This is a genomic window from Ruminococcus sp. RTP21359st1_H3_RTP21359_211015 (assembly GCF_040909065.1).
Classification (GTDB): Bacteria; Bacillota; Clostridia; order Oscillospirales; family Ruminococcaceae; genus Hominimerdicola; species Hominimerdicola aceti.
The window spans coordinates 45,127-68,433 of the sequence record NZ_JBDGDD010000008.1; the positions used below are offsets into that span (position 1 = coordinate 45,127).

The 23,307-nt window shown below is 42.1% G+C and carries 17 protein-coding genes; 6 read left to right on the forward strand and 11 right to left on the reverse strand.

Features of this window, described 5'->3' with window-relative positions; translation table 11 throughout:
* Window positions 1–28: 28 nt before the first annotated feature.
* Window positions 29–925 carry an RNA-binding cell elongation regulator Jag/EloR gene (jag, locus tag AB5Z01_RS04815; protein ID WP_117863649.1) on the forward strand — a complete coding sequence of 299 codons (897 nt, stop codon included), beginning with the start codon at window positions 29–31 and terminating at the stop codon, window positions 923–925.
* Between the two features lie 380 nt (window positions 926–1,305).
* Here the strand turns inward: jag and rsmG are convergent, their stop codons facing one another.
* The 6 genes from rsmG to AB5Z01_RS04845 are packed head-to-tail and all read right to left on the reverse strand — an operon-like array spanning window position 1,306 to window position 8,442.
* The gene (gene rsmG / locus AB5Z01_RS04820; RefSeq protein ID WP_117857002.1) at window positions 1,306–2,025 is read right to left on the reverse strand and encodes a 16S rRNA (guanine(527)-N(7))-methyltransferase RsmG; all 720 of its coding nucleotides are present in this window, start codon (window positions 2,023–2,025) and stop codon (window positions 1,306–1,308) included.
* 1 nt (window position 2,026) lies between these two features.
* Entirely contained in the window at window positions 2,027–3,910 is a 1,884-nt protein-coding gene (gene mnmG, locus AB5Z01_RS04825) for a tRNA uridine-5-carboxymethylaminomethyl(34) synthesis enzyme MnmG (protein ID WP_181983812.1), read from the reverse strand.
* 36 nt (window positions 3,911–3,946) lie between these two features.
* Entirely contained in the window at window positions 3,947–5,317 is a 1,371-nt protein-coding gene (mnmE, locus tag AB5Z01_RS04830) for a tRNA uridine-5-carboxymethylaminomethyl(34) synthesis GTPase MnmE (RefSeq protein ID WP_118163742.1), read from the reverse strand.
* A 12-nt stretch (window positions 5,318–5,329) separates the two neighbouring features.
* Window positions 5,330–6,283: a TIGR01212 family radical SAM protein gene (locus tag AB5Z01_RS04835; protein WP_117892107.1), complete on the reverse strand. Its 954-nt coding sequence runs from the start codon at window positions 6,281–6,283 to the stop codon at window positions 5,330–5,332.
* A complete protein-coding gene (locus tag AB5Z01_RS04840) occupies window positions 6,276–7,049 on the reverse strand; it encodes a hypothetical protein (RefSeq protein ID WP_038672784.1) in 774 nt (257 codons plus the stop codon). Before AB5Z01_RS04840 ends, AB5Z01_RS04835 begins: the two co-directional genes overlap by 8 nt.
* A gap of 16 nt (window positions 7,050–7,065) precedes the next feature.
* On the reverse strand, window positions 7,066–8,442 hold the full coding sequence (locus tag AB5Z01_RS04845; RefSeq protein ID WP_368365354.1) for an acyltransferase: 1,377 nt from the start codon (window positions 8,440–8,442) through the stop codon (window positions 7,066–7,068).
* 224 nt (window positions 8,443–8,666) lie between these two features.
* Here AB5Z01_RS04845 and AB5Z01_RS04850 point away from each other — a divergent pair, with 224 nt between their 5' ends.
* Together AB5Z01_RS04850 and AB5Z01_RS04855 are read left to right on the forward strand one after the other, a co-directional pair.
* Window positions 8,667–9,596, forward strand: a complete 930-nt coding sequence (locus AB5Z01_RS04850) for an NAD(P)-dependent oxidoreductase (RefSeq protein ID WP_038672779.1) — start codon at window positions 8,667–8,669, stop codon at window positions 9,594–9,596.
* Between the two features lie 81 nt (window positions 9,597–9,677).
* Window positions 9,678–11,027 carry a CAP domain-containing protein gene (locus AB5Z01_RS04855; protein WP_287214262.1) on the forward strand — a complete coding sequence of 450 codons (1,350 nt, stop codon included), beginning with the start codon at window positions 9,678–9,680 and terminating at the stop codon, window positions 11,025–11,027.
* A 56-nt stretch (window positions 11,028–11,083) separates the two neighbouring features.
* On the opposite strand, the gene AB5Z01_RS04860 is transcribed toward AB5Z01_RS04855, so the two are convergent.
* Window positions 11,084–11,950 carry a ParB/RepB/Spo0J family partition protein gene (locus tag AB5Z01_RS04860; RefSeq protein ID WP_287214263.1) on the reverse strand — a complete coding sequence of 289 codons (867 nt, stop codon included), beginning with the start codon at window positions 11,948–11,950 and terminating at the stop codon, window positions 11,084–11,086.
* 286 nt (window positions 11,951–12,236) lie between these two features.
* Between AB5Z01_RS04860 and AB5Z01_RS04865 the strand changes: the two genes are divergently transcribed.
* The 3 genes from AB5Z01_RS04865 to nifJ all read left to right on the forward strand — a co-directional run bounded on the left by AB5Z01_RS04865 (window position 12,237) and on the right by nifJ (window position 17,910).
* Window positions 12,237–13,028, forward strand: coding sequence for a ParA family protein (locus tag AB5Z01_RS04865; RefSeq protein WP_287214265.1), 792 nt, complete (start codon window positions 12,237–12,239; stop codon window positions 13,026–13,028).
* A 57-nt stretch (window positions 13,029–13,085) separates the two neighbouring features.
* A complete protein-coding gene (locus AB5Z01_RS04870; RefSeq protein WP_278945967.1) occupies window positions 13,086–14,000 on the forward strand; it encodes a ParB/RepB/Spo0J family partition protein in 915 nt (304 codons plus the stop codon).
* A 340-nt stretch (window positions 14,001–14,340) separates the two neighbouring features.
* Window positions 14,341–17,910, forward strand: a complete 3,570-nt coding sequence (gene nifJ / locus AB5Z01_RS04875; RefSeq protein ID WP_287214267.1) for a pyruvate:ferredoxin (flavodoxin) oxidoreductase — start codon at window positions 14,341–14,343, stop codon at window positions 17,908–17,910.
* 161 nt (window positions 17,911–18,071) lie between these two features.
* Here nifJ and AB5Z01_RS04880 read toward each other — a convergent pair whose 3' ends face one another.
* From AB5Z01_RS04880 to AB5Z01_RS04895, 4 genes are all read right to left on the reverse strand, one after another.
* On the reverse strand, window positions 18,072–18,611 hold the full coding sequence (locus AB5Z01_RS04880) for an NUDIX domain-containing protein (RefSeq protein WP_038672772.1): 540 nt from the start codon (window positions 18,609–18,611) through the stop codon (window positions 18,072–18,074).
* A 21-nt stretch (window positions 18,612–18,632) separates the two neighbouring features.
* Window positions 18,633–21,074: a YfhO family protein gene (locus tag AB5Z01_RS04885; protein ID WP_195220582.1), complete on the reverse strand. Its 2,442-nt coding sequence runs from the start codon at window positions 21,072–21,074 to the stop codon at window positions 18,633–18,635.
* A gap of 247 nt (window positions 21,075–21,321) precedes the next feature.
* Window positions 21,322–22,248, reverse strand: coding sequence for a DMT family transporter (locus tag AB5Z01_RS04890; RefSeq protein WP_195550994.1), 927 nt, complete (start codon window positions 22,246–22,248; stop codon window positions 21,322–21,324).
* A 77-nt stretch (window positions 22,249–22,325) separates the two neighbouring features.
* Window positions 22,326–23,048 carry a hypothetical protein gene (locus AB5Z01_RS04895; RefSeq protein ID WP_046439567.1) on the reverse strand — a complete coding sequence of 241 codons (723 nt, stop codon included), beginning with the start codon at window positions 23,046–23,048 and terminating at the stop codon, window positions 22,326–22,328.
* Window positions 23,049–23,307: the final 259 nt, after the last annotated feature.

The window sequence follows — 23,307 nt, forward strand, 5'->3', positions numbered from 1 at the left end:
ACTTTTTTAGCGAGAGGAGCAGAAAAAAATGAAACAGATCTTTACAGCCGCAACTGTAGACGAAGCAAAGAACAAGGCGGCAGTTGAATTTGGAACAGAAGTAGAAAAGATCACTTTCACAGTTCTTGAAGAGCCTAAAAAGGGCTTTTTCGGAAAGATCAAGGGTGAGGCAAAGGTAGAAGCTGAATATGAGCCTGAAACAAAGGTAGAAACTGTAACTGAAAAAACAGAGGCTGTTGAAGAAAAGGCAGAAGTTCAGGAAGAAGTCAAGGCAGAGGCAGAGTGGAGCGACACTTTGCAGAAAAAGGCTGACTGTGCAAAGGAATATATACTCAATGTTATAAAGGCAATGGGCATAGAAGACACAGAGATCGAGGTAACAAAGCTTGAAAACGGCGCACTTTTTGAGATAAAGAGCGAAGAGTTCGAGAAGCTTATCGGCAAGAAGGGCGATATCCTCGATTCACTTCAGTATCTTGCATCACTTGTATGCAACAGGATAGACAGAGAATATTTCAGAATATCCACAGATTGCAATGGTTTCAGGGCAAGAAGAAAGACCCAGCTTGAAGAGCTTGCAAGAAAGATAGCAAACAACGTAAAGAGAAGCGGTCGTTCATCAGCTCTCGAGCCAATGAATCCATATGAGAGAAGAATCATTCACGCTGCTGTATCAGAGATCGAGGGTGTAACATCTCAGTCAAAGGGTGAAGAGCCATGGAGAAAGGTAATAATCAGCTCTACAACACCTAGAAAGTATGACAACAGAGGCGGCTACAAGAAGAACGGCGGCAGAAGAAGAAACAATAACAATCGCCGCTCAAAGGGTTTTGACATCACAACAAGCTTTGAAAAGGACTACAAGAAGCCAAAGCCAGAGGACACAATGAAGGATTCAGGTCTTTACTCAAAGATAGAGTTCTAAATTAAAAATGACAATAAGAAAACACGCTGAACAAAAATTCAGCGTGTTTTTTTGCTATTTTGCTTGTTTTTATTGTAGGGGACGGCGCCCCCGACGTCCCGCTTATCGATATTTCGGTTTCAATATCATTTGTATTTTTTACACAATGTTCGGTGCAAAAATTTATAACATTGTCTGCTTCTTTTCATTGGTGACCAATCCAAGTCTAGCCGCTTCGATGTCGGGCTGTCGAGGGCGCCAGCCCCTACACATTTGTGTCTACAGTTTGTCCGCCGCAAAATCGCTGTCGCTCTTTACGGATTTTACTTTGTATAAGAAACTACAAAAGCGGTGCAGAGATTTGTTCTCCGACACCGCTTTGTATTTTGATTTAGTTTGTATTATAATTTTTTCTTTTTCATTTGACCCTTGTTGCGTGGATATTTTTCAGGCGTTTCAGATACTTTTCTTATGAGGATAAGCGTTCTGCCATCACCTGTTGGAAGTTCATAGTCAAAGACCTCTTCGACCTTTCCTCCCAGTATCTTAATAGCATTTTTAGCCTCTTTCAGCTCGTCATTTCCTCCTGAGCCTTTCAATGCAACGAAATATCCTCCGACTTTTACAAAAGGCAGGCAATACTCGCATAGGTCGCTGAGGTTTGCCACTGCTCTTGCTGTGGCAATGTCAAATTGTTCACGGCACTCCATGCTTCTGCCAAGTTCTTCTGCTCTGCCGTGTATGCAGGTCGCACCAAGGTCAAGACTGTCTGAAAGCTGTGCAAGAAAATTTATCCTCTTGTTAAGGCTGTCAAGAAGTGTAAGCTTTATATCGTCACGGACGATTTTCAGTGGACAGGACGGAAATCCTGCTCCTGTGCCGACATCTATTACCGTTGCATTTTCTTTTACCTCGAAAAGTGTGAAAGGATAAACGCTGTCAAAAAAATGCTTTATTGAAATTCCCTCAGGGTCAGTGATAGCAGTAAGATTTATTTTCTCGTTCCATTCACAAAGCAGATCTGCATAAGCTTCAAAGCGTGAATAATCACTGTCAGATATTGTTATATCATAATTATCAAAAAGCTTTATAAAATCGTCCTTAGAAATAAGCTTTGACATACTATTCCTCCCTATGGTCATTCTTTGATGAGAGCCATACCAAAAGCACATCCACGTCCGCAGGGTTTACTCCGCTGATTCGGCTTGCCTGACCAACTGATACAGGCTTTATTTTATTGAGCTTTTCAATTGCTTCAAGTCTAAGACTTTTTATATCATTATAGTCAATATCCGTAGGCAAAGCCTTTTTCTCTAGCTTTCGCATAGCCTCCACCTGTTCAAGCTGTATCTTTATATAGCCGTCATATTTTATCTGCAACTCTACCTGCTCTTTTACCTCTGCTGAAAGCTCAGGTCTTTCCTTATCGAAAGGAGCAAGCCCGTCATATGACACCTGTGGTCTGCGGATAAGCTGAGCAAGCTTTATGCCGTTGTTGAGAGGGTCAGTGCCTACAGATTCAAGATAGGCATTTATCTCAGGATCTGGTGCAATATTTATTTTTGAAACACGCTTTATCTCAGCGGCTATCTGTTCATTTTTGTCAAGCAAATGCTGATATCTTTCGTCTGAGATAAGCCCTATCTCATGACCTATAGGTGTAAGCCTTATGTCAGCGTTATCCTGCCTGAGAAGAAGTCTGTATTCGCTTCTTGATGTGAGCATTCTGTAAGGGTCTGAACAACCCTTTGTAACAAGGTCGTCAATAAGAGTGCCTATGTATGAGGACGCTCTGTCAAGAATAAGCTGTTTTCTGCCGAGAATTTTCAGTGCGGCATTTATGCCTGCAATAAGACCTTGTGCGGCGGCTTCTTCATATCCCGAAGTGCCGTTGAACTGACCTGCGCCGTAAAGACCGTCAAAAGCCTTGAACTCCAGCGTAGCAGAAAGCTCTGTAGGGTCGCAGCAATCATATTCTATGGCATAGGCATTTCGCATTATCTCAACGTGTTCAAGTCCTTTTATAGTGTGCAAAAATTGAAGCTGAACGAACTCAGGCAGTGATGACGACATACCTTGCAGATAATATTCGTCAGTGTCAAGACCCATTGGCTCGATAAAAAGCTGATGCCTTGGTTTATCCGAAAATCTCATTATTTTGTCCTCGATAGACGGACAGTATCTTGGGCCAATAGCGTGTATCCTACCCGAATATATAGGTGAAAGATGTATGTTATCTCTTATTACCTTGTGTGTTTCCTCATTTGTATAAGCCACATAGCACTTGACTTTATTTTCAAGCTTTTCATGATTATCAAAAGAAAACGGTGTTATATCATCGTCACCGCACTGAACTTCAAGCTTGTCAAAATCTATGGAACGCTTGTGTACACGGGCAGGAGTGCCTGTTTTGAAACGTCTTATTGTCATGCCTGCCTTTTTAAGACACTCTGTCAGACTAAGTGCAGGCAAAGTTGCGTCAGGACCGCTTGAATATGATACTGCACCCACATGAACAGTGCCGCCGAGGTAAGTTCCCGTTGAGATGACAACAGCCTTGCAGTCATACTCAGTGCCAAGTTTTGTACGCACACCACGGACAGTTTTGCCGTCCTCCTCAAATAAAATATCAGTTATCTCAGCCTGCTTCAGATAAAGTCCGTCTGTATCTTCGATAGTCTTCTTCATAAGCTTGTGATATTCAACACGGTCTATCTGCGCCCTCAGACTATGAACGGCAGGACCTTTTCCACGGTTGAGTATCCTGCTTTGCAGAAAAGTTTTATCCGCCGCCTTGCCCATTTCTCCGCCCAAAGCGTCTATCTCACGAACAAGATGTCCCTTTGCAGTTCCTCCTATAGAGGGGTTGCATGGCATATTGGCAACACCGTCAAGTGTTATGGTAAAAAGTGCCGTCTTTAATCCAAGGCGTGCCGCCGCCAAAGCCGCTTCACAGCCTGCGTGACCTGCACCTACCACAATAATATCAAAATATTCCTTTTGCATAATAAAACCACCTGTCTGAAAATAAGACCATATAAATTACTTTCCTACGCAGAATTTTGAAAATACCTCGTCTACCACCGCTTCTGTAGCTTTTTCTCCTGTCAACTCCAAAAGTGCATTTGCGCCATTGTCTATCATCACAGTAACAGCGTCCAAAGTCTCTCCCATATCAAGGCTTTCAAGAGCCATGGCAAGATATTTCCTTGCACGTTCTGCACAGGCTATTTGACGCTCGTTTGCAAAAATCGTGCTGTCAGCGTCATATCCGCCAATGCCCAAAAGCTTCTCTGTGGCTTTTTGCAGCTCTTCTCTGCCCTCGTCAAGCTTCGCAGAAATCTCTATCACATAGTCTGAATATTTTTCAAGCTGCGACTTTTCAACAACATTTTCAAGGTCAGACTTGTTGAGAACTATGATAACTTTCTTTCCAAGCCTTTTCACATATTCAAGAAGCTCCAAGTCTTCCTCGTCAAGTTCTCTTGAAATGTCGAAAACTTCTATCACAAGCATAGCGTTTTTAAGCTTTTTCTTTGCAATATCAACGCCTATTTTTTCAACTTCATCATCAGTTTCATGTATACCTGCAGTGTCGGAAAGCTTCAAAATAAGCTCGCCAAGCTTTGCACTTTCTTCGATAACATCTCGTGTCGTGCCTGCCACGTTTGTGACTATGGAGCGGTCATATCCCAACAGCATATTCATAAGTGTCGATTTTCCAACGTTCGGCTTGCCTGCAATAACAGTATCAACACCGTTTTTCAGTATCATACCGCTGTCATGATCTGCTATTATTTTATCAAGCCCTGCCAAAGCGTTTTTAAGGCTCTCTCTGAGATTATCCTCAGATATCTCAGGCAAGTCTTCTTCTGGATAATCCACCCATGCCGCAAGCTCACCTAGTATTGTGACAAACTTTCTTGACATATCAGAAATCAGCCTGAAAAGCCTGCCCTCTTTTGTAAGATTTGCGGAATTAAGTGCATATTCTCCCTGAGCGGAGATAGTTTCCATTACACCCTCAGCCTGAGTAAGTGAAAGCTTTCCGTTGAGAAAAGCCCTCTTTGTGAACTCACCCCTCTGAGCAAGCTCTGCACCCTGTTCAATGCAAAGTCTGAGAACTTTTTTTGTAACATATATTCCGCCATGGCATGATATCTCGCAGACGTTTTCACCGGTGTATGACTTAGGCGCACGGAAAACCGTCAGAACGCCGTCATCAACTTCTCTGCCGTTTTTGTCAACTATTTTTCCGTATGCACAGGTATAGCCTGCCATGTTTTCAACACTTTTGCATGACAGCGGTTTAAAAACTTTTGCACCTATGCTTATGGCGTTTTCTCCGCTTATTCTTATGACTGATATACCGCCCTCAGCGAGTGGTGTCGAAACTGCACATATATCTTTCATTTTTACCTCTTTTTACTCCGACAGAGCCTTTCCCTGCCATGAATTTCTTCTTCCCATTTCCTTGTCTATCTCGTTCATAACGCAGAATTTTTTCAAACTCCACAAAGGTGCAACAAGGTCGTCCTTTGCACCGTCACCTGTCACACGCTGTATTACTATCTCCGCAGGCAGAAGCTCCAACTGGTCGCATACGATATTAACATACTCGTCCATATCCAAAGCCCGAAATTCTCCACGCTCATACATCTGCGCAAGCACAGTGCCTTTTAAAACGTGCAGAAGATGTATCTTAATGCTTTGTATATCGAGCTGACCGAGAGTTTTAGCCGTTTCAAGCATCATATCCCTATCCTCACCGGGAAGCCCGTCGATGATATGCGCGCACACATTAACATTGCGTTTTCTCAGCATTTCATAGCCTTTGAGAAAATCCGCAAAAGTATGACAGCGGTTCATTTTCAAAGCCGTTTCGTCATGTATAGTCTGCAAACCAAGCTCTACAGTAAGAAAAGTCTTTTCCGCAAGCTCACCAAGGAGATCGGCTTTTTCTTCGTTGATGCAATCTGCCCTTGTTGCGATAGAAAGCCCTGCCGTATTTTCAAATGACAGGGCTGTATAAAACATTTTTCTCAGCGTTTCAACGTCAGCATAGGTGTTTGAGCCTGCCTGAAAATACGGTATGCACAGACCCTTGCTCCACTTCTTGCTCATTTTCTCCCTTATCTCTCTGTACTGAGTAAGGATATCCTCATGAGGGTCGCCTGCAAAATCTCCGCTCATTTTTGCCGAGCAGAACACACAGCCCCCCACACCCTTTGTGCCGTCTCTGTTCGGACAGCCAAGGTCAATATTAAGCGGTATCTTGAAAACCTTAGTGCCGAACTTGTGCCTTAGATAATAATTGTAGGTATGATATCTCTTATTGTCATCAGAATAGGGAAAAGGGTTATCAAATCTGCTATTCATCTGACGGTCCCTCAGTTTGCTCTGTGGTAGGTTCTGTAGTTTCAGTCGGCCGAGTTGTGGTCTCAGTTGCCTTTGTTGTGGTCGTGGTAGTAGTAGGACCAGGCTGTACTATAGGCTCAGTTTCGGTGACAGTATAGTAAGGCTTGTCATTATTTGTGGTAGTGGAAGCCGTTGAAGTCGTTGTGGTGCTTTTAGTTTCCTCTGGTCTATCAATAGCAGTGGTAGTTGTTGTTTTTTTCTTGTCCTCTTTTTTCTTTGTGGTAGTTACTTCACCGTCCTGCGGTTTTGCAGTGGTGGTGATAACATTTTCGTCAGGATCATCACTGTCATTATTAGTCGGATGATCGAAGCTGTTGTGGTTAGAATCAGTATTGTCAGGCGTTTCTTTTATAGGGTCAGTGACCTTATTGCCGATACCATAAATAAGAGAGATACGCTCCTCAACAGCTTTCATGGCGTCAGGAAAAGGTATACTATTATTATAAGAGTCCTCCAATGCCTGAGTGTAATCCCCTGAAAAGAAAGTCTTGAATGTTAAAGACAGATTGTTGTCCTCCACAATGTCGCTTCCTGAAACTGAAATAAAGAATATGCAGGCAAATAGCATTATGACCGCTATGGAAAGAAGATTTATAAAGCTGTAATGCTCCTCCAGATTAGTTTTGGCAAGCTCTTCAGCCGCTTCCTCCGCAGCCTCGCATTCCTCCGGTATCTCATATTCATCGTCACCGTGAACGATATTGAATCGTGTAATTTTCTTATCCATTAGTATTTTCCTCTTTTTATGCCGCATATTCCGCCGCAAGTGTTATAACGCTCACTGCAAAAACAAGCACTGTCATAATGGTCTTTGTTATCATAACTCTGCCATAAGCCGCCTGAGACTTCTGTGAAAGCTTTTTAAAAATCTTGCAGAAAGCCCTTTTTGCAGGTGGGCAGACAATAAAGAACGATATTACTATAAGGGTGATATTTTTCAGCACTGCACTTTTTACAGACACGCTCAAGGTGTATTTCACATTTACTCCTGCAAGTGCAAAGAGCCATTTTTTGTAGCCATAGAAGCTGTCAAAATAAAGTCCGCCAAAAATAACGAGAGCTGTCATCAAAAGATAAATATACTTCACAAGGTCAGGCAGCTTTGAAAGCGGTCTTTCAAGAAACAGCTTTTCAAGGATACAAAGCACAGCCGCAAAAAGTCCGACGATAATGAAATTCACCTTTGCCTGATACCATATAGAAAGAGCCAGACCGCAAAGTATATAGCACACAAAAGTAAAGACCTTGTTCATGTTTTTTTTGCAGCAGAAAACCTCGCTGAAAAAGTCAACAACAGTTGTATTGAAGCTTTTTATCATACCAGTGAAAAGTCCGTCAGCTTCGATATCGGTGTAGTTGTCAGGATAAACAAAGCCGTTTGTAAGACCAAGACCCTTTGCCATATCCGAAAGTCCTGTGAAAAGAAAATAATACTGAGCCAGGAATGACAGCATACCAAGCCAACAGCCAAGGGTAGTTATCTCTTTGCCGTTAAGTCCTGCAAGCTTTATCTGTTCAAAAACGCCTGCAAGAAGCACCACCTTGCCAAAACCAAAAACTATCTTATTAAGTCCCTGGTTGAGCTTTGCTCCTGTGATCTCACGATGCCTTATCTGTGGCTCAATATCACCGTATCTCACAAGAGGTCCCACAAGCATGAAATGCAGTGACACCATATAAGTCAAAAGGCAGAAAATGTTTTTTTCTGCTTTGCAGTTGCCCTTGAAAACGTCATAGACATAAGAAATTCCTCTGAGAATATAATAACCCATACCAAGTGGAAGTATGGCGGCGTCAAAACTGAGCTTTTTTACCTTATTATAAAGGATATTCTGACCGAATATTAGCATAAGAGATACGTTCATTATGATATCCAGCGCCAAAAATATCCCGCAAAGGGCTTTGTTCTCACGGTTTTTTGAAATAATAAGACCAAATATCCAATCGAGGATAACTGACAGGAAAATAAGACAGAACACAAAAGGTCTGCCCCAACTGAAAAACAGCAGGGAACAAACTATCAGAATGAGGTTTTTATATTCTGCGCTTCTGTCGAAAAGCGAAATAATGGTCATTATCGGGAACATTCCCAGTATAAATATAAGATCGGAATAAACCAAAATAAATTGCTCCTTAATATTTTTATGTGTTAAAATATTTTTATATTTTTTTACTTATGATTTATACCTATAATTTTATCACAATTCACTAAATATAGCAAGCAAAATTATAAAGAAAATCTAAATTTTTCAGTTTTCTTCAAAAAGTATTTGCAATTAATAAAAACTGTGGTATAATTATAGTAAATAAGTGTGCAATTCTACTTGGGGAAGGAGTGGCAGAGTTGGCTTCAATTTTAGTTACAGGAGCAAGCGGAATGATAGGCTTGTACCTTACATCCAGCTTACTGCACAAAAAGCATCGTGTATTCGGTATAGATACACGCAAAAATGAGTTTATTGGAACTGATCCAAACTATACTTTTATCCAGTGTGATATTACAGATAAGGACGCTATTACAAATGTAATCGATAGTAACAAGATCGACGTTGTCGTGCATCTGGCAAATTCTGTAGATAACGATATAGATCCATATGTAACAGACGCTGAGATGAAAAAGAGCAAGATATGTGATAAGTTCATATATGCGGCTGCAAACAAGGCTGAGGTAAGGAGCTTTATCCTGCTCAGCACAACAGCAATATATGGTGTACAGAAAGGCAGAGAACCAATAAGGGAAACTGCTCCTGAAAAGGGAAATTCAAACTATGCAGATCTTAAGATGACATCTGAGAAGATAATGCAGAAGGAATTTAAAAAGTCTGAAACTATACCTGTTATTGCCAGAGTAGCTCCTATTTATGACGCTGAGTATACACAAAATCTGAGAGACAGAGTATTTGACGCAAAGGAAAATGTAGCCTACATATTCAATGATGGGGAATACGGTTTTTCATTCTGCTGTGTATTCAATCTTATCGACTTTATAAATGGTATTATCAATGTACCATCAGGAAGATATGAGGGAATCTACAATCTTGCTGATTCAAGGCTGATAACGGCAAAAGAGATAATTGATTATGAAAAGGAACATCACCGCATAGGTGCAGTTATCCAGAAATCACCTGGAATGGGACTAAGCATCAATAAAGGTAAGATGAAAACTGATTATCGCTATTTTGACCCATCTATCACATTCAACAACTGGAACATAGACAACACAAGGGCAAAGAGAATAGCACCTTTCAGATGGACACTTTCAAACACAAAATAAACTCACAAAGGCAGTCCCAGGGCTGCCTTTTTTGTATTGTTCCATGTGGAACATTTGATAAAACAGGAGAGCTAAGATATAATGGAAAGCAATAGGTTAGTTAAAATAATATGTGTTGTCTGTGCGGCAGGCTGTTGTCTTTCCTCTTGCGGAAGCACAGGGGAAGAAAAGCCCAAAAAGCTTTCAAGCATCAGCACAGGAGTCACCACAACTGTGACCACAAATGAAAAGTCTGCCGAAACTATCACGGGTTCAGTGACTACTATACAAACAGCAGCGACTTGTACAAAGATAATTTTTGATGGCGGCTATACCCTTTTTGCAAATGTGCAGGGTGGATATACTCTTATAAACAGTTCAAATGAGATAGTGAACTCTTTTGAGATAACTGATGATAACGGTGATAAGCTTGTACTGACCTGTGACGGAAATACTGTCACTGTCACTAAGAACGGAAAAAAGGTAAACTCGTTCAGTTATAAAGGCACAAGGATAATAATATCAGCTAATGAGGTCTACTATGCAAACACAAAGGTGACATATGTTGATGAAAGCTTCAGCAGCTTTAACGTAACTGACAAGGTGACTATAAGATGTATCGCAGAGAACAAGTTTGAAATTGTAAAAGACGGCAAGACAGTAAAGAAAGCTACTGTAAAAGATGTGAACGGCTCAAAGTATGTGCTTGAAGCCATGGATAAGGGCATGGAGATAACAAACACTGATAATGAGCTTATGGAATCCATAGTGGTAGGCAATAACTACATAAGCGTGTCAGGGGATAAGGTCATCATAAACGGCAAGACCATGCGGCCACCTCACAGTGCAGATATAAAAGCTGTGACTACAACTGTTACTACAACAACGACAATGGCTACTACTACCACAACGACTTCAAAGAAAACTGAAAAGAAAACAGAAACGCAAACTGAAACTGTTACCGAGCCTATGCAGGAAGAACAGCCCTCTGCTCCTCAGCCTGCCGAGCCTACTGAACCTGATTCAAGCACGAATATGTCAAATAGAAATCTTTCTGCTGAAACATCTGAAATGCTTGGCTATGTAAATGAGGTCAGAAAACAGTATGGGTTAAGAGAGCTTGAGGGACTTGAACTTCTCGACTCTGCGGCAGATGTGCGAGCGAACGAACTTCTGGAAAATTATTCTCATGACAGACCTGACGGCAATTCATACATCACAGCTATAGAAGAAACTGACCTTCCTGAATGGCGTGTGGCGGCTGAAAATATCGCATATGGTATGAACAGCATGACCACAGTAAAAGAAGCCTTTGACGCATGGATGGATTCACCGCCTCATAGAGAAAATATCCTCAACCCTGATGTGCGTTACATGGCGTGTGCAAAAGCAACAAAGACAGAAAACGGGGAATACACCTATTGGGAACAGCTTTTTTACAGCGATATATAAAAAAATTGGACAGACTTTTGAGCCTGTCCAATTTTTTTTGTTCCATGTGGAACATTTTATTCTGCCTGCTTTTCCGATGGTATCTTTATAATATATTCGATATAATCCTCATGGTCGATACGTTTTGCGTCAGCGTTCACTCCTGCCAGTCTCATAACATCTATCGCCTTATTGACACTGTTGAAAAACAATCTAACATCTTTTAACATAGCCGCTCTTTTGTGATAGCTTGCACGCTTTTCATCATCTTTCAGAAGCTTGGCAATATATTTTTCCAATGTGTCAACTGTCCAACCACTTTCAGCCGCTTTGTTCAACACAGCAAGCCTGCGGTCATTATCTGTTATCTTTAGCAAAGCCCTTGCGTGACGTTCTGACATATTGTTATCGAGAATTATTTTGCGTTCCTCAGCGTTAAGTTTCAGAATACGAAGCTTGTTTGCAACTGTGGATTGAGCAAGTCCCAGACGAATAGCCGCAGATTCCTGAGTCATGCCATATTTTGTGATGAGCTGAGAGATCGCTTCGGCTTCTTCAAAAAAGTTCAGGTCACAACGTTGGATATTTTCTATAAGTGCAATGACCTGCGAACGTTCCTCTGTGGCATTGATAAGTATACACGGCACTGACCTTAATCCTGCAAGCTTTGCCGCACGCAAACGCCGTTCGCCTGACACAAGCTCAAAAGTGCCTTTTACACGTCTCACTGTGAGAGGTTGTATGATCCCGTCCTGAGAAATGCTTTTTGCAAGGCTTGTTAGTTCGGCAGATGAGAAATATCGCCTTGGCTGAACGGGGTTCGGTCTTATCTCTCCTATGGAAATGTCGATTATTTTGCCTAACGTCTGATAGGGTGAAGCCCTTTGTGATTCGTCAGTTTCTTCGCTGAAAGCTTTTGTTAATGTTTTTGGGAAAATGCTCATTTTTTATACCTCCGTTTCATTTTAAAATAATCATAACACTTCACGATACTCAATTCTATATTTTATTCAAAAAACTTTTCTGCTCTTTATGACCTTGATTTTGATATTGATACTTTATTCTTTTTATTATTTTCTAAATTGTCATGGGCTTTGTCGGATAAAGTAAAAATCTGATTTGTTCCATGTGGAACATTTTCAAGAAAATTTGTAAAAGGGTCTTTTCAAAAGTGAAAAATTGTAGTATAATAAATATGATATAATTCTGCTAAGAAAAGAGGTCAAGAATATGGGGAAAATAATTGCTGTTTCAAATCAGAAAGGCGGCGTTGGAAAATCTACTACTGTTGTAAATCTTGCAGCGGTTTTTGGGCTAAAGGGCAAAAAAGTCCTGATCGTTGACTTTGACCCACAGGGCAATACTACTACAAGCTTTGGTATAAAGAAAAAAAGTATCAGAAATACAGTGTTTGATGTGATATTTGAAGAATGTTCGGTGTTTGAAGCTGTCGTTCCTACTGCCTGCCGTGGAGTTTCAGTTGTGCCGACAACTCAGGACCTTTCAGGTGCGTCTGTGTCACTTGTGAACGAAAAGGACAGAGCAATGAAGCTTCGCAACGCTCTCATGCCTGCAAAAGAATTTTATGACTATATATTTATAGATTGTCCGCCAACTCTCGATATGCTCACAATAAATGCACTTGCGGCGGCTGATTCTGTACTTATCCCTCTCCAATGCGAGTTTCTTTCTTTGGAGGGTCTTGTTGAGCTTCACAATACTATCAACAGAGTAAAAGTTTCTTTCAATCCTGACCTTGATATCGAGGGCATTTTGTTTACAATGTGCGTTGAAAGATACAAGATAACAGGTCAGATAATTAGCGAGGTCAAAAAGCACTTTGCAAAGGAAGTCTTTGAAACTACCATACCGAGAAACGTTGCCTTGTCGGAAGCCCCAAGCTTTGGTGAGCCGGCTATTTATTATGATAAGAAGGCAAAAGGCTCAAAGGCATATGAAAATCTTGCAAAAGAAATAACTAAAAGAGAAAAGAAAAAAGCGGCAAAGAATAAAGAAAAATAAAGAAAAAATAATGTTCCACATGGAACATTGTATCTTATAATGTGAAAGGAAAATACAATGGCTAAAAAAAGCAAAATGGACAGAGGCTTGGATAGCCTGTTCTTTGATAATTCTATAGATGAGATAGCACGATCTGATAGTGAATCGGTAAAAAATGATGATGGTGAAAATGGCATTTCCACAGTAAGGATATCTCTTATTGAGCCTGACAAAAATCAGCCGCGTTCTGAGTTTGATGAGGACGCTCTTAATGAGCTTGCGGAAAATATCAGACAGCATGGTGTTTTGCAGCCTATACTTGTAAGACCTCTTGACAATGGAGGATATAAGATAGTTGCAGGCGAGCGCAGGTGGCGTGCGGCACGTCTGGCTGGACTTGATGAGATACCTGTTTATATAAAGGAGCTTACAGATCTTGAAGCCGCTGAGATATCCCTTATTGAAAATATCCAGCGTAAAGACCTTACACCTCTTGAGGAGGCCGCAGCTTATCAGACTCTTATGGAAACCTATGGTCTTACTCAGCAACAGGTGGCAGAAGCTGTTGGACGTTCACGTTCCGCTGTGGCAAACTCTATCAGACTTCTTTCCCTTAGTGAAAATGTGCAGGAAATGCTCCGTAACAAAAAGCTCACCGAGGGTCACGCAAAGGTGCTTGCAGGCGTTGCGGATAAGGATACTCAGGAGAAGCTTGCCACAGAGTGTATAGAAAAGGGCTGGACGGTAAGAGAGCTTGAAAAAGCTATCGCCGCTTTGGAAACAAACAAAAAAGCTGAAAAGAAAATAAAGCGTACTATCACAAATCCTATGTATACTGAGTTTGAGATAAGAGTAAATCAGGCCACTGATAAGCTTCGTGTAAGTTTAAGCGAGGATAAAAAAGGCGGCTCAAAGCTTGATGTAAAATTCAGCTCTGATGTTGATGTGGATAAGATACTCAATGCCCTCGCTGAACTTCTTATGAACTGCTAGTTTTATAATTTAAATATATGAAAAATGTCTGTTTCGGCAGGCATTTTTTTATCTCCGTAATACAGCACGTCTGAAATATGAGGAAGTCATAACTAACCGAAAATAGGGGGTTTACAGCGTATAAATCAAGAAAAAATGTGGTAAAAGGTCTTTACAAATTGAAAAATAAGTGGTATACTATAAGAGTTAAAACAGATGTATCCTGAGAAAGTTTGTTACAGCTTACTTTTGAAGAAAATATCTGCTGTCCTTAAACAGACGTGCTTGAAAAAGTACGCTAAAAAAGGAAATTTGAGTTTTGAGCTTTTGCTTGAAATATCGAGAAAGGAATGATTCTAAAATGGCAAGAAAAATGAAAACCATGGACGGAAACAACGCTGCTGCTTGGGCGTCATACCCATTTACAGAAGTTGCTGCTATCTATCCAATCACACCATCATCTGTTATGGCAGAAGTAACAGACCAGTGGGCTGCCAAGGGTAAGGTAAACCTGTTTGGCACTCCTGTAAAGCTTGCAGAAATGCAGTCTGAGGCAGGTGCTTCAGGTACAGTACACGGCTCACTTGCAGCCGGTGCGCTCACAACAACATATACAGCATCACAGGGACTTCTTCTTATGATCCCTAACCTGTATAAGATCGCAGGTGAGCTTCTCCCTTGCGTTATCCATGTATCTGCAAGATGTGTAGCTTCACACGCACTTAATATTTTCGGCGACCATTCTGACATCTATGCTTGCCGTCAGACAGGTTTTGCTATGCTTTGTTCTTCAAATGTACAGGAGGTAATGGACCTGGGTACAGTTGCTCACCTCTCAACTATCGAGGGCAGAGTACCATTCATCCACTTCTTTGACGGATTCAGAACATCTCACGAGATCCAGAAGATCGAGACATGGGATATGGAAGACGTAAGAGATATGGTTGACTTCGAGAAGGTAGAGGAGTTCAGAAAGAGAGCTCTTAACCCTGAGCATCCTGTACTTAGAGGTACAGCTCAGAACCCTGATATCTTCTTCCAGGCAAGAGAAGCTTGTAACCCATACTATGACGCTATCCCTGGCATCGTAGAGGATTACATGAACAAGGTAAACGAAAAGATCGGCACAAACTACAAGCTGTTCAACTACTACGGCGCACCAGACGCTACACACGTTATCGTAGCTATGGGTTCTGTTTGTGACACTATCGAAGAAACAATTGATTACCTCAACGAGAAGGAAGGCACAAAGCTCGGTCTTGTTAAGGTTAGACTTTACAGACCTTTCCGTGCTGACAAGCTCGTTGAAGCTATCCCTTCAACTTGTGAGCAGATCTCAGTTCTTGACAGAACTAAGGAACCAGGTTCTGAGGGCGAGCCTCTTTATCTTGACGTTGTTGCTGCTCTTAAGGGTACACAGTTCCATGATGTAGCTATCGCTTCAGGCAGATATGGTCTTGGTTCTAAGGATACAACTCCTGCACAGATCAAGGCTGTTTACTGGAATGCAAGCTGGAAGGATACATATAAGCCAAGATTTACTATCGGTATCGAAGACGATGTTACAAACCTCTCTCTCGAAACTGAGGGCAAGCTTGACTCTGCTCCAGCAGGCACAACTGCTTGTAAGTTCTGGGGTCTTGGCGCTGACGGTACTGTTGGTGCAAACAAGAACTCTATCAAGATCATTGGTGACCATACAGATCTGTATGCTCAGGCATACTTTGCATATGACTCTAAGAAGTCAGGCGGTGTAACAGTTTCTCACCTGAGATTCGGTAAGACACCTATCAAGTCAACATACCTTATCAATCAGGCTGACTTTGTTGCTTGCCATAACGAGTCTTATATCACTAAGTACAACATGGTACAGGATATCAAGCCAGGCGGAACATTCCTTCTGAACTGCCAGTGGGAGCATGAAGAGCTGGATAAGCACCTCCCAGGTCAGGTAAAGAGATATATCGCTGAGAACAATATCAAGTTCTATACGATCAACGGCGTTAAGATCGGTAAGGAGATCGGTCTGGGCAACAGAATAAACACTGTTCTTCAGTCTGCATTCTTCAAGCTTGCTAACATCATTCCTATCGATGACGCTATCAAGTACATGAAGGACGCTGCTACAGCTTCTTATTCTAAGAAGGGCGACGCTATCGTTAAGATGAACCATGACGCTATCGACGCTGGATGTCAGCAGGTTCACGAAGTTAAGGTTCCTGCATCTTGGAAGAAGTGCAAGGATACTCCAATGGGTATGCCTGCCGCTAAGTGCGCAGATAAGACACTTCAGGACTTCGTAAACAACATTCAGATCCCTTGCAACGCTCAGGAAGGCGACAAGCTCCCTGTTTCAACATTCACAGGTATGGCAGACGGCACATTCCCACAGGGTTCTGCTGCATTTGAGAAGAGAGGTATCGCTGTTGACGTTCCTGCATGGAATGGTGACAACTGTATCCAGTGTAACTTCTGTTCATATGTATGTCCACACGCAGTTATCAGACCTGTTGTAATGACAGACGCTGAGCTGAAGAAGGCTCCTAAGCTTGCTCAGGAGAAGGCAGTAGCTATGACAGGTATGCCTGGTTACAACTTCGTAATGACAATGTCTGCTCTGGACTGCACAGGCTGCGGTTCTTGCGTAAATGTTTGTCCTGGTAAGAAGGGCAACAAGGCTCTCAGTATGATGCCACTTGAAACTCAGCTCGCTGAGCAGGAAGTATTCAACTATGGTCTTACACTTGCTGAAAAGCCAGAAGTATTCGAGAAGTTCAAGGCAACATCAGTTAAGGGCTCACAGTTCAAGCAGCCACTGCTTGAATTCTCAGGCGCTTGCGCAGGCTGCGGTGAAACACCTTATGCTAAGCTCATCACACAGCTCTTTGGTGACAGAATGTACATTGCTAACGCAACAGGCTGCTCATCAATTTGGGGTGGTTCAGCTCCTTCAACTCCATACACAGTAAACAAGGACGGCAAGGGTCCAGCTTGGGCTAACTCACTGTTCGAGGATAACGCTGAGTATGGTTACGGTATGTTCCTTGCACAGTCAACTATCAGAAACAGAACTATCGCTAAGGTTCTTGAGCTGTCTAAGACAACTAAGGCAACAGCTCTCAAGAAGGCTTGCGAAGAGTATCTTGAAACAGTAGACGACGGCGAGAAGAACTCACCAGCTACAGATAACCTTATCGCTGCTCTTAAGAAGACAAAGAATAAGGCTACTGAGGAGATCCTTAAGGACGCTGACTATCTGAGAAAGAAGTCAATGTGGATCTTCGGCGGTGACGGCTGGGCTTACGATATCGGATTCTCAGGCGTTGACCACGTTATCGCTCAGGGCGAGGACGTAAACATCTTCGTATTCGATACTGAGGTTTACTCAAATACAGGCGGACAGTCATCTAAGTCAACTCCAACAGGTGCTATCGCTCAGTTCGCAGCAGCTGGTAAGGAAGTTAAGAAGAAGGATCTCGCAGGTATCGCAATGTCTTACGGCTATGTATATGTAGCTCACGTTGCAATGGGTGCTGATTACAATCAGTGCATCAAGGCTATCCACGAGGCAGAGTCTTATCACGGTCCTTCAATCATCATCGGTTATGCTCCATGTATCAACCATGGTATCAAGGGTGGTATGTCAATTGCTCAGACAGAGGAGAAGAAGGCTGTTCAGGCTGGTTACTGGCATCTGTACAGATTCGACCCACGTCTTAAGGCAGAGGGCAAGAATCCATTTATCCTTGATTCTAAGGCTCCAACAGCTGACTATAAGGACTTCATCATGGGCGAGGTACGTTACAACGCACTTGCTAGACAGAATCCTGAGAGAGCTGAGAAGCTCTTTGGTAAGGCTGTTCAGAACGCTAAGGACAGATATGATTATCTGCTCAGATACGCTAAGCTTTACAATACTGAGGAAAAGTAATCTAAGTTACTATAAAAAAGACGCTCATGCACTTCGGTGCGTGGGCGCTCTTTTTTTCACCACAAAAAAAAGGGTACTGCCACGTTGACAGTACCCTTTATATATGCAGTGGCGAATAACGTTCGACCGTTTCTTTTATCGCATGGTTATAATATTATGGACTACATATCCTTTTTGATAAGATAAGTTTTCAGTATAGCCGCAGTTGTCTTTGCGTCAGGGAGCTTGTTTTCCATGACCATTTTGTAAGCTTCTTCAAGAGGCATTTTTGTTACGTCAAGGAACTCGCCCTCGTCAAGGTGCTGCTCACCGAAATCAAGTCCCTCTGCCATATACATATGGATTATCTCGGTATCATAAGCCACTGTAGGATAAATACAGCCAAGATAAGTCATTTTTTCTGCCGTTGCACCTATCTCCTCTTTAAGCTCACGCTTTCCGCACTCCAAATGATCTTCACCGTATTCAAGCTTTCCTGCAGGTATCTCCATAAGTGCGGTCTTGAAAGGATAGCGGAACTGCTTTACAAAATAAACATTCTCGTCCTCGTCAAGAGCAACGATGCAAACTCCGCCAGGGTGATGAATGACCTCTCTAAGCGTCTTGTAGCCGTTTTCAAGCTCCACTTCATCACAAGTCAGGTGAACGACCCTGCCCTTGTATATCTCTTTTTCACTGATAGTTTTTTCGTTCTGATACATTTTATATCCTCCCTTTCAGGTTTATGCGTTCTTTTCAACAGGCTGAGCTTCTTCTTTTTTCTTTCTGCCTGTAAATCTCACTGCGCCAAGGTAAACGATAAGCGAGCCGAAGCCAACGGCTGTTATTACCTTGCCCCAGAAAAGTCCCTTTGTTTCGTAGGTGAACTGGATGTCATTTGAACCCGCAGGACAAAGCACAGCCATAAAGCCGTAATCCACCTTTTCTATCTCCACGTCCTGACCATTCACCTTTGCGCTCCAGCCGTCATCATATGGAACTGAGAAGAACACAAGGTTATCCTTGTCAAGGTCGATCTTGGCGTTGAAACCGTAAGAGTCATAACTGAATGATGAACAACTGTTTGCACGTCTGTCAAGGCAGTTCTGATAATACTGATCTGTTGAGTAGTCAGTACCCTTAAAGCTGTAGTAGCTGAGAATATTATTGTATTTTGCAGCCTGCTCAGGGGTAAGCACAAGGGCTTTCATGAGCATTGATGTCTTGTCTACCTCTGAAGCCTTCTGAATGTCGCTGTCAAGGCAGTAGTAATCATATGTGAAGCCCATTGGTACATAATATTTGTTTTCGTAAATGTTGAAACCGTTCTGAGTATCAACATATTCAAAGCCGTAGAGATTTGCAAGAGTTTCAGGCTTCGATACCTCTGTGATACCTTTTCTCTCACTTTCAGTAAGTTCATTGAAATAGTATTTTACGGAAAACAGGCTTCTTAGCGGATAGACCTTAGTTTCCATTCTTGATGCAACATCTCTCGTTTGTCCGATAGAGCTGTAGAAATCCATGATAGATGTTGAAACAACGCTGTGGAAGCATCTCATTGATGAAAGCTTCCAGAACATACACCAGTTGTCAACATTTTCTGAGGTATCTATTCTGTAGAAATTGTTGTCAGCATTGTAGTTCTCTGATCCAGACTCCAGCTTATCCATGTTGATGCTGTCGCCACCGTTTATTGCTCTGTTGATGTAGTCGGTGTTGTCAGTACCCTGGCTTACACCATATACGATAGAAGAAGTCATGCAGATGACCACCGCAACCGCTGTCATTGCAGAAGCGATCTTCATGTAGTCGAGCTTCTTCTCTGCGACCACATATATAAGCGTGCCAAGCATTATTATCATTACTATGGTAACGATAGCCTGAATGTAGTAGAGTTCAATATATTCAGGGACTTTGCCATAGGATACAACGCCGTTTTCGCTTGTCGGAAGCAGACCGATGCCAATAAATATCGCACATACTACACAAACAGGCACAAATCCCTTTTTCAGATCGTCCTTGTTTTCTGCGATGACCTTTGCTGTCATAAGGCACATAAGCAGTATAGGCATATAATACCATCTTGCATAATATGACGCATTGAAAAGGACGAAAGAGGAGTTCAATATAGGCACGCAAGCCATTATGCCGAACACGATAATAGCCTTTGTAAGCCAACTGTCTTTGCCTTTCTTTCTCGTTCTCATAAACGCTATAACGCCTGCCATTGAGAACATAGGCAGATAGCCTGCCATTGAAGCCCATCTTGCCTTGTCTGAGTTAAGGATATTTATTCTTGCAGGCATATCGGAAAGCATAAAGAACGATTGGATAATTCTTGGTATTCTTACATTTTCACCGTATATAACAAGGTCAAGTCCATAAAGTCTTTCGTTTACACGGTAGTTGCCCATTACGCTCAGCGCTGACGGCAGGAAGATAACAGCGGATATCATCACACCGATAACAGCCTCAAGAATAAGCAGACCGAACTTCTTCATGTCAATTTCAAAGTCCTTGTCAAGGCATCTCAGGAAGAAGTAGATAATAACGAATACGACCTCGCAGGCAAAGAAGAAATAGCTTATGGTGGCGCATATAGCTACCGCTACCGCAAACGGACCCTTCTTGTTCTTTTGAACCAACAGCTCAAATCCTAAAAGCATGAGAGGGAAGAACGCAGTTGCGTCGTGGAAGTGGTTGAAGAAAATGTTGTAGGTCTGGAAGCCTGAGAAAGCGTAAAGCAGACCGCCTATAAAGCAGGCGCTTGTGTTGTCAACAAAAAATCTGATGTAAGCGTAGGCTGTTATTGCGGCGATAGCCGTTTTCAGTGCAAGGAGCCATGGTATCAGATAAGGCACTGCACCTGACGGGAAAAGTGTAGTGAGCCAGAAAAATGGCGAGCCAAGGAGATAGAAAGCATATGAGCCAACAAAGCTCGAGCCTAAGTCCGTTCCCCAATCCCAGCCCATGTTTCCGCTGCGAACAGCGTCATGACAGTGCTGATAGAACATCATCTGCTGTGAGTTGAAGTCGCCATAGTAGAGAAAGATGCCCTTGTTCACTATCATTGACGGAATGAACGAGATCATCATGCCGATAAAAGCCACCGCAAACAGCAGCAGATACTTTTCTTTTGGCTTGCTGTCAGGGCTTTTTAGAAGTCCGTTTTTCTTAAACATTGTCTTGTCCTCTTTTTCTTTACTGATAATATATTGGTAAAAAACCATACACAATTCATTATAACACAGCTACATATAAAAATCAACATTTTAAACAGTCTTTAGAACGATTTTGAATAAAAAAGCTCATACGCAAAAAGCATATGAGCCAGTCCGTTGCAAAAATGTCAAATCAACGGGCGAACACTGTTCGCCCCTACATACAAACAACGTGAATATGCAAAAGCATATGAGCATAGTTACAATATTATTTATTCCCTTTTCTCTGAACAATAAAGATACCCGAGCATACAAGGATAAGTGCGGCTATCCCCTGAACACCAAAAATGCCTTTTTCATCAAGCAGGATAGTTGAAAGCAGCACTCCGCACACAGGGTTCATAAAGCCGAAAATCGCCACCTTTGAAACAGGGTTGTGCTTCAAAAGCACTGCCCACAGAGAATATGCCGCCGCTGATACAAAGGCAAGATACAAAAGCATCAAAAAAGCCTTTGCGCTCATGTGACCAAGCCTTCCGCCCATTAAAAAGCCTATGACAGTGAGAACTGCTCCACCGAAAACAAACTGCCAGCCGCTAAGCATAACAGGGTCTTCTGTTTCGGAATAGCGCTTCATATACACCGATGAAAAAGCGTATGCACAGGTGCAAAGAAAAATAAATCCGTCCCCGAGAAGATTGATGCTTACTCCCGAAAGTCCACCGAGATTTATAATGATTATCCCTGAAAAACCAAGTATACAGCCTGCTATTTTCACAGCGGTGAGCTTTTCAAGCTTGTATAAAAGCGATGACACAAGTATCGCAATAAAAACGTTCGCCCCAACTATTATCGCTGCCTTTACCCCCGTTGTGTGGGCTAGACCTATGTAGTAGAAAAAATACTGCAAAATGGTCTGAAAAAGGCTTATTATCATGATCTTTGGTATGGAAGTCTTTGTTGGCAGGAGAATTTTTCTCTCCGCTCCGCTTCCCATGGCAAGAGCCATTAGCCCTGCCACAAAAAATCTTATGCCCCCAAACACAAGCTGAGAGCCGCTGTCATTGGTGGTTATGTTCATAAGGCTGTAGCCTATTTTCACGCAGGAAAATGCACTTCCCCACAGCATACAGCATATGGATGCAAGGACAGCCACTACCCATGTTTTTGTTAGAATATCTTTTTTCTCGTTCATACATTATCCTATCTATAGCAAATTGTGGATCTTCACAGAAAGACCGCAGCGGCGTAAAATGCTGCTGCGGTCGAAAGTTACTTTTTGTCTTTTTTTGCTTTCTTTTCCTTTTTGCGTTTCTTCTTGTTTTCCTTTATTATCTTCAAAGGGTCGCCGAAACGTTCCTTATCGTCCTTGACAGGCTCGATAGTTTCGCTCTTTGTCATGATGTCCGTCATTTGCTGTAAAAGCATCGACTCCTCGAACATATCCACAGCTTCCTCGCAGGTGTCAGCCTTGCCGTCCACAAGAAACTGTTTTATCTGCTGAACGTTCTTCATATAGTCAAGTGACATGAAAGGCACTCTCTTTTCAAGAGCCTTGTAGTAATCATCTCTCTGACGTTCTACTTGCTTTATTCTGTCATCAAGCATTATTATCTGTTCGTTTATGCCCTCGTTCACTTCAACCTGCTTCTGTTCAGCAGCAGTAAGTCTGTATTTGTTCAGTGCGATACCGAAAACGCCTACACCGATAAAAATAAGTGCACCTGCAATAATGCCCACTATAATAAGCTTTGTGCCAAGGAGCAGCCACAGCAGCAGGAAAGCCGCCACGCCGATAGCCGCACTTATGCCCACAGCCTTAACGATCTTATTTTTTATATTGAAGTTTTTAACAACATAATCGTTGTCATGGATATAAGTTTTGAGGTATTCCTTGTTTTCCTTGCTGACCGTTACAGCGTCCTCAAACTCAAAATATCTTTCAAAGTATTCGGCAGCACGGTCAATTTTTTCAAGCTCAGTTTCGTTAGCCATATATACTCCCTCAGATCACGAAAAAAATTTCTAAAAGCAGAACCTTTTAGTCTTTTGCGTGGTGCGTGATAGTGAACACTGCACAAATAACACGCTTTATTTCCCACCATATTACTACAATTATAACACACGGCATGATCTTTGTCAACCATATTAAGCATAGTTTTCGTAAAAATAAGACACAGACTTCTATAATTAGGTGTTTATAGACAGGTAAAAAAGAGGACGAACACAGTCCGTCCTCCAGATATGCTTAAGT

Excerpts from the sequence above, each read along its gene's own strand:
- jag (WP_117863649.1), top strand. The coding sequence starts at position 29 with ATGAAACAGATCTTTACAGCCGCAACTGTAGACGAAGCAAAGAACAAG.
- rsmG (WP_117857002.1), bottom strand. The coding sequence starts at position 2,025 with ATGTCAAAGCTTATTTCTAAGGACGATTTTATAAAGCTTTTTGATAAT.
- mnmG (WP_181983812.1), bottom strand. The coding sequence starts at position 3,910 with ATGCAAAAGGAATATTTTGATATTATTGTGGTAGGTGCAGGTCACGCA.
- mnmE (WP_118163742.1), bottom strand. The coding sequence starts at position 5,317 with ATGAAAGATATATGTGCAGTTTCGACACCACTCGCTGAGGGCGGTATA.
- AB5Z01_RS04835 (WP_117892107.1), bottom strand. The coding sequence starts at position 6,283 with ATGAATAGCAGATTTGATAACCCTTTTCCCTATTCTGATGACAATAAG.
- AB5Z01_RS04840 (WP_038672784.1), bottom strand. The coding sequence starts at position 7,049 with ATGGATAAGAAAATTACACGATTCAATATCGTTCACGGTGACGATGAA.
- AB5Z01_RS04855 (WP_287214262.1), top strand. The coding sequence starts at position 9,678 with ATGGAAAGCAATAGGTTAGTTAAAATAATATGTGTTGTCTGTGCGGCA.
- AB5Z01_RS04860 (WP_287214263.1), bottom strand. The coding sequence starts at position 11,950 with ATGAGCATTTTCCCAAAAACATTAACAAAAGCTTTCAGCGAAGAAACT.
- AB5Z01_RS04865 (WP_287214265.1), top strand. The coding sequence starts at position 12,237 with ATGGGGAAAATAATTGCTGTTTCAAATCAGAAAGGCGGCGTTGGAAAA.
- AB5Z01_RS04870 (WP_278945967.1), top strand. The coding sequence starts at position 13,086 with ATGGCTAAAAAAAGCAAAATGGACAGAGGCTTGGATAGCCTGTTCTTT.
- nifJ (WP_287214267.1), top strand. The coding sequence starts at position 14,341 with ATGGCAAGAAAAATGAAAACCATGGACGGAAACAACGCTGCTGCTTGG.
- AB5Z01_RS04880 (WP_038672772.1), bottom strand. The coding sequence starts at position 18,611 with ATGTATCAGAACGAAAAAACTATCAGTGAAAAAGAGATATACAAGGGC.
- AB5Z01_RS04885 (WP_195220582.1), bottom strand. The coding sequence starts at position 21,074 with ATGTTTAAGAAAAACGGACTTCTAAAAAGCCCTGACAGCAAGCCAAAA.
- AB5Z01_RS04890 (WP_195550994.1), bottom strand. The coding sequence starts at position 22,248 with ATGAACGAGAAAAAAGATATTCTAACAAAAACATGGGTAGTGGCTGTC.
- AB5Z01_RS04895 (WP_046439567.1), bottom strand. The coding sequence starts at position 23,048 with ATGGCTAACGAAACTGAGCTTGAAAAAATTGACCGTGCTGCCGAATAC.